This is a genomic window from Raineya sp., assembly GCF_053497555.1.
This window is the reverse complement of the sequence record NZ_JBRCWE010000106.1, coordinates 1-12,671: the sequence shown is the minus strand read 5'-3', so window position 1 is coordinate 12,671 and position 12,671 is coordinate 1. Positions and strand designations below refer to the sequence as shown.

Below are 12,671 nucleotides of genomic sequence, written 5' to 3'. Positions count from 1 at the left end.
ACTCGCCTTTATGAAATGAAGCACTCAAAAAACTATTTCAACACTTTTTCTTTTTCCTTTTTGGTTTTTCTACGGCTATTGGTTTCTTCCATTTCTTCTTTCAAGCCAACCATTAGTTTCTGATACTTTCTAAAGCCTGTACCCGCAGGAATCAGATGACCCACAATCACATTTTCTTTCAAGCCGAGCAAATCATCTTTTTTACCACGGATAGCCGCTTCGCTAAGCACTTTGGTTGTTTCTTGGAACGAAGCCGCCGAGATGAAGCTATCGGTATCCAAAGAGGCTTGTGTAATACCTTGTAGTGTAGGTTGCGATACAGCAGGCTGAGCGTCGCGTACTTTCACAAGTTTTTTGTCTTGGCGACGAAGTACAGAGTTTTCATCACGCAACTCGCGAGCCGTAATAGGTTGCCCAGGACGGAACTTGGTAGAAGCACCTGCGTCTTCTACGATTTTCAATTCCATAATTCGGTCATTTTCCTCACGGAACGCCCATTTATCTACTACTTGTCCGGGTAAGAAATCGGTATCGCCTGGGTCAATAACTTCAACTTTTTGCATCATTTGTCTTACGATAACCTCTATGTGCTTGTCATTGATTTTCACCCCTTGCAAACGATATACCTCCTGAATTTCATTCACCAAGTATTCTTGTACAGCAGTAGGACCTTTGATAGCCAAAATATCGTTAGGCGTGATAGCACCATCAGAAAGAGGCATACCTGCACGCACAAAGTCGCCATCTTGTACCAAAATATGCTTAGAGAGCGGCACCATATACTTCTTGATAACCCCATCTTTGGACTCAATGATAATCTCGCGGTTACCACGTTTTACAGCCCCATAAGTAACTACTCCATCAATAGCACTTACAATCGCAGGGTTGGAAGGGTTACGAGCCTCAAAGAGTTCCGTAACACGAGGCAAACCACCTGTAATATCACGTGTTTTACCAATAGCCCTTGGAATTTTGGCAAGCACTTGTCCCGCCTTGATTGTTTTTCCTTCCTCTACGGCAAGTCTTGCTCCTACGGGGATATTGTAGGTTTTCGCTTCGCCTTTGCTTGGCTTAATTACCAAAGCAGGGTTTTTGGTTTTATCTTTGGTTTCAATGATTACCTTTTCACGGAAACCTGTTTGCTCATCAGCTTCTTCTTTGTAAGTAATGCCTTCTTCAATAGCTTCGTACTCTACGGTACCTGCCACTTCCGAAATAATTACTGCATTGTAAGGGTCCCATTCGCAAAGCACTTGCCCTTTTTCTACCATATCCCCTTTTTTCACTTTCAGCACTGCTCCATAAGGCATATGGTTAGAAATAAGCACTTTACCCGATTTGGGTTCAATCACTTTCACTTCCGATGAACGCGTAATAACGATTTCCATAGGATTGCCATCGTTATCCGTAGTTTTCACGGTACGTAGGTTTTCAAAATCAATTTCACCTGCAAACTTGGCTTTTACAGACGCATCAACCGCAATATTAGACGCCGCACCACCCACGTGGAAAGTACGCAAAGTAAGCTGAGTTCCGGGCTCACCAATAGATTGAGCGGCAATAACCCCTACGGCTTCACCATTATCTACCAATCGCCCTGTGGCAAGGTTTCTACCATAACACTTCTGACAAACCCCTTTGCGTGTTTCGCAAGTAAGCACCGAGCGGATTTCCACCTCTTCAATACTGGTTTGAGCAATACGCTCTGCAATAGCTTCGGTAATTTCCTCTCCCGATGCCACAATAAGTTCATCTGTAAGAGGGTCATAGACATCGTGTAGCGATACCCTTCCCAAAATACGTTCTGCAAGCGGTTCTACAATATCTTCGTTATCTTTGAGAGCCGAAACCGTAATACCTCTCAAAGTACCGCAATCATCTTCGGTGATGATAACATCTTGGGCAACATCAACCAAACGGCGTGTGAGGTAACCCGCATCTGCCGTTTTAAGGGCTGTATCTGCCAAACCTTTTCTGGCACCGTGGGTAGAAATGAAGTATTCCAAAACGTCCAAACCTTCCTTGAAATTGGAAAGAATAGGGTTTTCAATGATTTCTCCTGCCGAGCCTTGTACGTTTTTCTGAGGTTTTGCCATAAGCCCCCGCATACCACCAAGCTGACGGATTTGCTCTTTTGAACCTCTCGCTCCCGAATCCATCATCATAAACACAGAGTTGAAACCCTCTTTGTCGTTGGTCATATCCTCAATGAGCTTGCGAGTAAGTTCGTTATTTACGCGTGTCCAGGTATCAATTACTTGGTTGTAGCGTTCATTATCCGTAATAAAGCCCATCATATAGTTATTACGGATTTCTTCAATTTCGCCTTTGGCTTTGGCAATCAGTTTGTCTTTATCTTTGGGAATGAGAATATCGTTCAAACCGATAGAAAGCCCACCTTTGAAAGCTGAGCGGAAGCCCAAATCTTTAATATCATCAAGGAATTTGGCTGTTTTTGCCATTCCCGCAATTTTGAACACCAAGCCAATAGCTTGCTGAATTTTCTTTTTGGTAAGCAATTCGTTGATAAATCCTACCTCTTCGGGTACGCACCAATGATTGAAAAGCACTCTACCTGCTACGGTATCAATGATTTTTTCAACGAGTTCATCACCCTCACGTACTTTGGCTTTTACTTTGATATGAGCGTGAGGGGATAGTTGTCCTTCATCAACGGCAATTACAACCTCTTCGGCACTATAAAACACTTTGCCCTCGCCTTTATCACCTTTTCTACCTTTGGTAATGTAGTACAGCCCCAAAACCATATCTTGCGAAGGTACGGTAATAGGTGCCCCATTGGCAGGGTTCAAGATATTATGCGAGGCAAGCATTAGCAAAGAGGCTTCCAAGATAGCTTCTTGCCCCAATGGAACGTGTACCGCCATTTGGTCGCCGTCAAAGTCGGCATTGAACGCCGTACAAACCAAAGGGTGAAGTTGAATAGCTTTTCCTTCTATGAGTTTGGGTTGGAAAGCCTGAATACCCAAGCGGTGAAGCGTAGGAGCACGGTTCAAAAGAACGGGGTGTCCTTTGAGTACATTTTCTAAAATATCCCAAATGACAGGGTCTTTTCTATCAACAATTTTTTTAGCCGACTTAACGGTCTTTACGATGCCTCTTTCAATGAGTTTGCGGATAATAAAGGGCTTGAATAGCTCTGCCGCCATATCTTTGGGAAGCCCGCACTCGTGAAGTTTCAGCTCGGGACCTACCACAATTACAGAACGACCTGAATAATCAACACGCTTACCCAAGAGGTTCTGACGGAAGCGTCCTTGCTTACCTTTGAGCATATCGGAAAGCGACTTCAAAGCACGGTTTCCATCGGCACGTACCGCATTTACTTTACGAGAGTTATCAAAAAGGCTATCAACTGCCTCTTGCAACATACGCTTTTCGTTGCGTAAAATTACCTCGGGGGCTTTGATTTCCATAAGCCTTTTGAGGCGATTGTTACGGATAATTACACGGCGATAGAGGTCGTTGAGATCGGAAGTAGCAAAGCGACCGCCGTCCAAAGGCACTAATGGACGCAATTCGGGTGGAATAACAGGCACCATACGAATAATCATCCATTCAGGCTTGTTTTCAATTTTGGATTCTTGGAAAGCACGTACTACTTTCAGACGCTTCAAAGCCTCTGCTTTGCGTTGTTGTGAGTTGTCGGTAGCGGCTTGGTGGCGTAGCTCGTAAGCGAGCTTGTCCAAACCTGTGGGGCTACCGGGTATTTCGTTGCCTTGTGCATCTTTTTCTCTTTCAGAAAGACGTTTTAAGAGCATTTCCAAAGCCTCTGCTCCCATTTTGGCAATAAATTTATTAGGGTCTTCATCAGGCAAAAGCTGATTTTCACGAGGCAATTTATCTAAAATATCCAAGTATTCATCTTCTGTAAGGAAATCCAGATAGTTGCTACCATTTCTATTTTCTTCGGCAACAATACCGGGCTGAACCACTACATAGCGTTCATAGTAAATAATTTGGTCAAGTTTTTTGGCAGGAAGCCCTAAAAGATAACCTATTTTATTCGGTAATGAGCGAAAATACCAGATATGAGCCACAGGCACTACGAGTTCAATATGCCCCATACGCTCACGGCGAACTTTCTTTTCTGTTACTTCTACGCCACAGCGGTCGCAAATAATTCCCTTGTAACGAATACGTTTATATTTACCACAATGACACTCATAGTCCTTCACGGGTCCGAAAATACGCTCACAGAAAAGCCCTCCCATTTCAGGTTTGTAGCTTCTGTAATTGATAGTTTCGGGCTGGGTAACTTCCCCATAAGAACTTTCCAAAATAGACTCTGGCGAAGCCAAACTGATAGTGATTGAGTTGAAATCACTGGAAAGTTTTTTGTTTTTTTTCAAAGACATAGATGTATGCTTTTAGAAGTTCAAGGGTTCAAGGTTTGAAGTTTTGAGGCTTAATGGAAGCCTCAAAACTAATTAGTTCAAAGTAATTTCTAATGCCAAACCACGCAATTCGTGAACAAGTACATTGAAAGATTCAGGAATATTAGGTTTGGGTAAGAGTTCTCCTTTTACGATAGCTTCGTAGGTTTTCGCTCTACCGATTACATCATCAGACTTCACGGTGAGGATTTCTTGCAAAATGTGTGAAGCACCAAAGGCTTCAATCGCCCAAACCTCCATTTCACCGAAACGCTGACCACCAAACTGAGCCTTACCACCCAAAGGCTGTTGCGTAATGAGTGAATAAGGTCCGATAGAACGAGCGTGCATCTTATCATCAACAAGGTGTCCGAGTTTGAGCATATAAATCACTCCTACGGTTACAGGTTGGGTAAATCTTTCGCCTGTCAATCCATCATATAGGTAGGTTCTGCCATATTCGGGCAAGCCTGCTTTTTTGAGTTCGTTCAACACATCTTCTTCTTTTGCTCCGTCAAAAATAGGGGTTGCATATTTTACACCTAATTTTTCACCTGCCCAGCCCAAAATGGTTTCATAGATTTGTCCGATGTTCATACGCGAAGGTACGCCCAAGGGGTTCAGAACAATATCCACAGGAGTACCATCTTCAAGGAAAGGCATATCTTCTTCGGCAACAATTTTGGCAACTACCCCTTTATTTCCGTGGCGACCAGCCATTTTATCCCCTACTTTCAGTTTGCGTTTTTTGGCGATATACACTTTGGCAAGTTTTACAATACCCGCAGGCAATTCATCGCCTACTTCCATTGCAAAACGCTCACGCTTGAACTTACCTGAAATTTCATTGCGTTTTTTGAGATAATTTTTCACCAAATCTGCCACCAAAGCATTGGTTTTGGCATCATTTGTCCAATTTTCCACTACCACATCAGCAATCAGATTTACCTCTTCGGGTACGTTGTAACTGCTTTCGTCGCGGTAAGGGTTGTTGTCGGGGAATAAATTTTTCTCAATATTGGTTCTGCTAAACTTTGTTCCTTTGGAAATCAGTTCATCACCAAATTTATGCTTAACTCCTTGCGAGACTTTTCCTTCCAGAATAGTAGCAAGTTTGTTAATCATTTCCTCACGCAAGTTTTTCAAATCTTTGCCGTAGTTTTGCATAAGCGTTTTTACGTCATCTTTGGAACGCTTGCGTAAGTCTTTATCTTTACGAGGACGCGAGAATAACTTGGTATCAATCACCACTCCTTTTACCGAAGGAGGCACACGCAACGAAGCATCTTTTACATCTCCTGCTTTATCGCCAAAAATAGCACGCAAGAGCTTTTCTTCGGGAGTGGGGTCGGTTTCACCTTTAGGGGTGATTTTACCCACCAAAATATCTCCTTCACGTACTTCTGTACCTACTGCCACAATACCATTTTCGTCAAGGTGGCGAATAGCATCTTCGCTTACATTAGGAATTTCAGAAGTTAGCTCTTCTTCGCCACGTTTGGTATCGCGTACTTCCATTTCAAACTCTTCTATATGAATGGAAGTGAACCAATCTTCTTTTACTACTTTTTCAGAAATCACAATGGCATCCTCAAAGTTATACCCTTGCCAAGGCATAAAAGCAACTTTAAGGTTTCTACCCAGAGCCAGTTCTCCGCCTTGTGTGGCATAACCTTCGCAGAGGGGCTGTCCTTTCGTAACTTTTTCGCCTACACGCACCGTAGGCACAAGATTGATACAAGTATCTTGGTTGGTACGTCTGAACTTGGTCAGGTAGTAGGTACGGGTATCGCCATCAAAAGAGGTAAGCAACTCATCTTCTGTAAATTCGTAACAAATAACAATTTTATTGGCATCAACATACTCTACTACGCCGTCTTTTTCAGCAAGGATAAGAGTACGAGAGTCCAAAGCTACACGCTTTTCCAAACCAGTTCCTACGATAGGAGCTTGTGGTTTGAGCAAAGGTACAGCTTGGCGTTGCATATTAGAACCCATAAGAGCACGGTTGGCGTCATCGTGTTCCAAGAAAGGAATAAGTGAAGCGGCAACCGAAACAATTTGGTTAGGGGCAACGTCCATATAAGCTACTTCTTCGGGGGCAACCATAGGGAAATCCCCTTCGTAGCGAACTTTTACGGCATCAACCAAGAAATTACCTTTGTCATCTATTTTGGCATTGGCTTGGGCAATGTGCTGTCCGTCTTCTTCTTCTGCCGAAAGGAAGACAATATCTTTAATGTCCAATTTACCCTCTTTTACTCTGAAATAGGGCGTTTCAATAAAGCCCATTGAATTCACTTTGGCGTGTACGCAAAGCGAGGAAATCAGACCGATATTAGGACCTTCGGGGGTTTCAATGGTACAAAGCCTTCCGTAGTGTGTGTAATGAACGTCCCGAACTTCAAAGCCTGCTCTTTCTCGGGAAAGACCACCTGGACCCAAGGCAGACATTCTGCGTTTGTGGGTAATTTCTGCCAGCGGGTTGGTCTGGTCCATAAATTGAGAAAGTTGGTTTGTTCCAAAGAAAGAATTGATAACCGAAGACAAGGTACGTGCATTGATTAAATCCACAGGCTTGAAATCCTCGTTATCTCTTACGTTCATTCTTTCTTTGATAGTGCGAGCCATACGAGCAAGCCCTACACCAAATTGGGCATATAGTTGCTCGCCTACGGTACGCACACGGCGGTTGGAAAGATGGTCTATATCATCAACTACTGCTTTGGAATTGATAAGCCCTATGAGATACTTCACAATGCTGATGATGTCTTCGCGTGTAAGTACGCGAGTTTCCATAGGAATATCCAAAGAAAGTTTTTTGTTCATTCGGTATCTACCCACATCGCCCAAATCGTAGCGTTTATCCGAAAAGAACAAATTGTGTATAATTTCACGAGCAGTCTGCTCATCGGGGGCTTCTGTATTACGCAACTGGCGATAAATTTGCTCAACAGCTTCTTTTTCAGAGTTGCAATTATCTTTTTGTAGAGTATTGTAAATAATTTGATAGTCGGCGATATTGATTTCTTCGCGGTGCAAAATAATGGAGGTTGCTCCCGAATTCATAATGACATCTATGTCTTCTTCACGAATGACGGAATCACGCTCCAAAAGCACCTCGTTACGGTCTATGGAAACTACTTCTCCTGTATCTTCATCTACGAAATCTTCTGTCCAAGAACGCAATACACGGGCGGCAAGGCGTCTGCCAACAGCCTTTTTGAGTGTTTTGGCATTCACCTGAATTTCTTCGGAAAGCCCAAAAATATCTAAAATTTCTTTATCGGTACCGTAGCCAATAGCACGCAAGAGAGTGGTTACGGGAAATTTCTTTTTCCTATCAATGTAAGCATACATTACGTTATTGACGTCAGTAGCAAACTCAATCCAAGAACCCTTGAAAGGAATAATACGAGCAGAATAGAGTTTGGTACCGTTGGTGTGTTTGCTCATTGCAAAAAATACGCCCGGAGAGCGGTGCAATTGCGAAACAATCACCCTTTCAGCACCATTGATGATGAAAGAGCCTTTTTCAGTCATATAAGGGATATTTCCCAAAAATACTTCTTGGTCAATGGGTTCAAAATCTTCATTATCTTCATCATTGCAAGAAAGCCTTAATTTTGCCTTCAAGGGAACAGAGTAAGTCAGCCCTCTATCAATACACTCCTCAACAGAATATTTGGGAGGGTCTATGGTGTAATCAATAAATTCCAAGACAAAATTTTCGCGAGAATCGCTGATAGGGAAATTTTCCATAAAGACTTTGTAAAGTCCTTCTTTGGCACGGTTTTCAGCGGGGGTTTCCAGTTGGAAAAAGTCGCGAAAGGATTGTAGCTGGATGTCGAGAAAATCGGGATAATCAACAAGGTTCTTAACAGAAGCAAAACTAATTCTTTCAGCCATTGTTCAAGAAGTTTGGGTTAGGAAAATGCTGTAAAGCGGAATAAGTTAAAGTTGAAAGTTTGAGGTTTGGAGTTTGAGGTTCAGTGTTTGAAGTATAAGGTTTGATTTGAGCCTTTTACTTTTATCCTTTTGAACCTTTCAGTTAGGTTATTGTAGCAGGCTACATTTTATTAGCTACAAATGGCAATAGACCTGATTTCCGAATAGCGGAAATTTCAGGTCTGATTGCCCCGCATTACCGATAGAATTACTTAATTTCTACTTCGGCACCTGCTTCAGTCAATTTTGTTTTGAGAGCCTCAGCCTCATCTTTGGGTACTCCTTCTTTGATAGCTTTAGGAGCGGCATCAACCAAAGCTTTGGCTTCAGTAAGAGGCAAACCAGCGAGGTCTTTTACAAGTTTCACTACGTTGAGCTTGTTAGGACCAGCGGCTTTCAGAATTACATCAAAAGAGGTTTTCTCTTCCGCTTTGGCGGCACCAGCATCAGCACCAGCGGCGGCGGCAACCATCACAGGAGCACCAGCGGCAGGCTCAATGCCATATTCTTCTTTCAAAATTTTAGCAAGTTCAGTAACTTCTTTTACAGTAAGATTTACAAGTTGTTCTGCTAATGCTTTAACGTCTGCCATAATTTGTATGAATTTAATTTGAAAAACAAGTACAAGGTTTTTTGTGAAAAATTAGGATTTCTTTTCTTCCAAAGTTTTGAGAATACCAGCAATTTTGCCGCCTTGCCCCTGCAAAGCCCCAATGAGATTTGACATAGGCGATTGCAACAAGCCGATAACTTCTCCCAAGAGTTCAGCCTTAGATTTAACATTGCAAAGAGCCTCTAACTGGTGGTCGCCTATAAAGAGCGAGGTATCAATAGAAGCACCTTTGATGATAGGTTTTTCAGTGTTATTTTTCTTTCTGAAATCCTTGATAAGGCGAGCAGGCTTATTGCCTGTATCAGAAAACATTACTCCTGAATAACCTTTCAAAACTTTTTCATCTACAAAAGGCTTGTAGTCTGTATCCAAAGCCTCTAATGCCTTCTTGATAAGCGAATTTTTTATTACTCGGTACTCAATTTGGGCATTGAAGCAGGCTCTACGCAAGTCGTTGTCCTTTGCTACTGAAAATCCGCTGGCATCAACGATATAGAAATAAGGAGTATTTGCGAACTTTTCTTTCAACTCCTCAATGATAGCAGTTTTTTCCTCTCTTGTCATTAGATTACAGTAGTTTTATCAATACTAACACCCGGACTCATCGTAGAAGAAAGCGATATAGACTTAATGTAAGTACCTTTTGCAGAAGCAGGCTTGAGCTTTTGTACTACATTGATGAGTTCCATTGCATTTTCAGCAATTTTTTCAGGAGAAAAAGAGATTTTGCCAATGGAAGTGTGAATAATACCTGTTTTATCCACTTTGAAATCAATTTTACCAGCTTTTACTTCCTTGACAGCCTTACCAATCTCCATAGTTACGGTACCAGACTTGGGATTAGGCATAAGTCCGCGAGGACCTAAGATTTTTCCCAAACGTCCTACTTTTGCCATAGCCGTAGGGGTGGTGATAATCACATCAATATCTGTCCAGCCACCTTCAATTTTGGCGATATATTCGTCCATACCAACATAGTCGGCGCCAGCGGCTTTGGCTTCGTCTTCCTTATCAGGCGGGCAGAGTACGAGTACGCGTACATCTTTTCCTACTCCGTGAGGCAACGCAACCACCCCTCTCACCATTTGGTCTGACTTACGAGGATCTACGCCGAGGCGGATATCAATATCCACCGAGGCATCGAACTTGGTGAAAGTGATGTCTTTTAAGATTTTTGCCGCATCCACCAAAGAGTAGCTTTTGGTATTATCGTATTTAGCGAGTGCCGCCTTTCTATTTTTCGTGAGTTTTCCCATTGTGTTTGCGGTTTTAGTTGTTGTCCCAAGGAGCTTTGCCTGTTACGGTAATTCCTAAACTGCGAGCTGTACCTGCTACCATACGCATAGCCGATTCTATGGTGAAGCAATTCAAATCGGGCATTTTTATTTCAGCTACTTGCTTGATTTGGTCCCAAGTAACTGAACCGATTTTTTTACGATTAGGCTCTGCCGAACCTGTTTGCTTCTTGAGTAAGTCTTTGAGTAAAACAGCCGTAGGAGGTGTTTTTACGATAAAATCAAAAGACTTATCGGTGTAATACGTAATGAGTACAGGTAATACCTGACCTTGCTTGTCTTGGGTACGGGCATTGAACTGCTTGCAGAACTCCATAATATTGATACCCTTTGAACCCAAAGCAGGTCCGATAGGAGGCGAAGGGTTTGCCTGTCCGCCTTTTACTTGCAGTTTGAGGTATCCTGCTACTTCTTTTGCCATTGTCTTTATATTTTTTTGTTTTTGTTTCGGGCTTGTTGCTATCGGTTTGGAAGCGAACCTCAACAAGCTGTGCGTAACATTTATATTTTATGGAAGCGAGAGGCTTTTTTGAGTTTGAGGTTAAAGGTTTGAAGCTAACTTTGAACTTCAAAAACTTTGAACCTTAGATTTAATCTAACTTTTCTACCTGTGTATAACTCAACTCCAAAGGGGTGCTTCTACCAAAAACTTTTACCATTACATCTAATTTTTTTCTTTCATCATACACTTGCTCTACTACGGCATCAAAACCACTGAAAGGTCCGTCTATTACTCTTACGTGTTCGCCTATGATGAAAGAGGCTTCTGTCTTCACGGCACTTTCCTCCTCCTCATCTACCCTGCCCAAAATTCTATTTACTTCCGATTGCCGTAAAGGAGTAGGCATTTTTGTATAGCCTTTTTTGCCTTGTGTGTCTGTTTCGTCTTCGCGTGCAGTACCTTCCAAAAAACCTAAAACGCCGGGTACGTTTTTAAGTGTATGTAGAGCCTCTCCGTGAGAAAGATCGGCATACACTAAAATATAGCCAGGGAAAAAGGTCTTTTCCCTTACTTTCTTCTTGCCATTACGAACTTCATACACTTTTTCAGTGGGAATAAGCACCTGTGGTACGTATTCCTGCAATTTTTGGCGAGCAATTTCGTTATCAATATAACTTTTTACTTTTTTTTCTTGCCCTGCCACTGCTCGCAATACATACCAATTTAGCTTGCTACTCATTGCCAATTCAATTTATAGAATCCTATTTGCAATATTACTTGGTACTTTTGTACCACATTTTAAGCCCTTCTTCTAAGCCCTTATCTATCACAAAACCAATAATCAAGGCAAAAATCAAAGACGCAACTAGCACCAAAATCGTCTGATTTTGCAAAGTGCTATATTTGAGCCAAGTAACTTTATGCACCAGCTCATCATACGATTCGGCTAAAAAATTTCTTACTTTTGCTACAAAATTTGCCATTTTTTTCTATGTTTGCACGGGTGGAGAGATTCGAACTCCCATCAACGGTTTTGGAGACCGCTATTCTACCCTTGAACTACACCCGTAAAAAGACACTTTTACAAATGGAGTGCAAATATACGGAAAAGAAAATTATTGTCCAAATTTTTTTTTATTTTTTTGCTAAAATTTCTGCCCATAGCAAATCTTCAGGAGTGGTAATCTTTATGTTTTCGTAGTTTCCTTCTATAAGCGTAACCGAAAAGCCCGCCTGCTCAAATACCGAAGCATCATCAGTGATATTGGGACTATCGGGTACTTGCTGAAAGGCTTGCCAAATTTTGCCGAGTAAAAAAGTTTGTGGGGTTTGGATAAGTCGGAACTGCTCACGAGGTACAGTTTCGCTCTGTTCTAATGAGTTTTTCAGCAAGCGAATAGAATCTTTGAGCGGCACCGAAGCCACCGCCGAACCATTTTTTTGTGCTATTTCAAAACTTTTTTCAATGACTTCGGGCTTGACAAACGGACGCACCCCATCGTGAATGGCTACTAAACTATCCTCTGCAAAATTTTGCTCTATCATACACCGCAAACCATTTTTTACAGACTGATAGCGAGTTTCGCCGCCTGCCACCAAACAGCCTTTGAGCGTGTAATGATATTTTTGACAAATATCTTGCCAAGTATCAAATTCTCTTTGGGGTAAAACCAAGGCAATTTGCCCGCAGATTTTTTCAAAAATAGTAAGTGTATGCAATAAAATAGGCTTTCCTGCTATTTCCAAGAATTGTTTGGGTATATCGCTTCCCATACGCTTCCCGCTACCCCCCGCAACAATAAGAGCTATCTTCATAAAAACTGTTTTGTAAAATGCAAAAATAGGGGTTTTCAAAATAAAATTACAAACTAAATTTACACAAAAAGAAGTTTTTTAACTCATTAAAATACCATAATTTTATTAAAAAAGTACAACTTTTGAAAAAATTTTGAAAAAAGTTTGTATCCGTTGTAGAA

Annotated in this window: 9 protein-coding genes and 1 tRNA gene; all 10 read right to left on the bottom strand. The window is 41.8% G+C overall.

Going from position 1 to position 12,671, the window contains the following annotated elements:
- Positions 1-32 precede the first annotated feature (32 nt).
- The gene (gene rpoC / locus ACWITO_RS13550) at positions 33-4,379 is read right to left on the bottom strand and encodes a DNA-directed RNA polymerase subunit beta' (protein WP_448530527.1); all 4,347 of its coding nucleotides are present in this window, start codon (positions 4,377-4,379) and stop codon (positions 33-35) included.
- 72 nt (positions 4,380-4,451) lie between these two features.
- Positions 4,452-8,306: a DNA-directed RNA polymerase subunit beta gene (rpoB, locus tag ACWITO_RS13545; protein ID WP_448530526.1), complete on the bottom strand. Its 3,855-nt coding sequence runs from the start codon at positions 8,304-8,306 to the stop codon at positions 4,452-4,454.
- Positions 8,307-8,553: 247 nt separating this feature from the next.
- Positions 8,554-8,937: a 50S ribosomal protein L7/L12 gene (rplL, locus tag ACWITO_RS13540; protein ID WP_448530525.1), complete on the bottom strand. Its 384-nt coding sequence runs from the start codon at positions 8,935-8,937 to the stop codon at positions 8,554-8,556.
- Positions 8,938-8,988: 51 nt separating this feature from the next.
- Complete coding sequence (gene rplJ, locus ACWITO_RS13535; protein ID WP_448530524.1) at positions 8,989-9,522, bottom strand: 50S ribosomal protein L10; 534 nt, start codon at positions 9,520-9,522, stop codon at positions 8,989-8,991.
- Positions 9,522-10,214, bottom strand: coding sequence for a 50S ribosomal protein L1 (gene rplA, locus ACWITO_RS13530; RefSeq protein WP_448530523.1), 693 nt, complete (start codon positions 10,212-10,214; stop codon positions 9,522-9,524). Before rplA ends, rplJ begins: the two co-directional genes overlap by 1 nt.
- Positions 10,215-10,227: 13 nt before the next feature.
- Positions 10,228-10,674: a 50S ribosomal protein L11 gene (rplK, locus tag ACWITO_RS13525; RefSeq protein ID WP_448530522.1), complete on the bottom strand. Its 447-nt coding sequence runs from the start codon at positions 10,672-10,674 to the stop codon at positions 10,228-10,230.
- A gap of 169 nt (positions 10,675-10,843) precedes the next feature.
- A complete protein-coding gene (gene nusG / locus ACWITO_RS13520; RefSeq protein WP_448530521.1) occupies positions 10,844-11,434 on the bottom strand; it encodes a transcription termination/antitermination protein NusG in 591 nt (196 codons plus the stop codon).
- Between the two features lie 34 nt (positions 11,435-11,468).
- Positions 11,469-11,678 carry a preprotein translocase subunit SecE gene (gene secE / locus ACWITO_RS13515; protein WP_101358317.1) on the bottom strand — a complete coding sequence of 70 codons (210 nt, stop codon included), beginning with the start codon at positions 11,676-11,678 and terminating at the stop codon, positions 11,469-11,471.
- 15 nt (positions 11,679-11,693) lie between these two features.
- Positions 11,694-11,764 (bottom strand) — tRNA-Trp (locus ACWITO_RS13510).
- Between the two features lie 65 nt (positions 11,765-11,829).
- Positions 11,830-12,510 carry a 2-C-methyl-D-erythritol 4-phosphate cytidylyltransferase gene (locus tag ACWITO_RS13505; protein ID WP_448530520.1) on the bottom strand — a complete coding sequence of 227 codons (681 nt, stop codon included), beginning with the start codon at positions 12,508-12,510 and terminating at the stop codon, positions 11,830-11,832.
- Positions 12,511-12,671 lie beyond the last annotated feature (161 nt).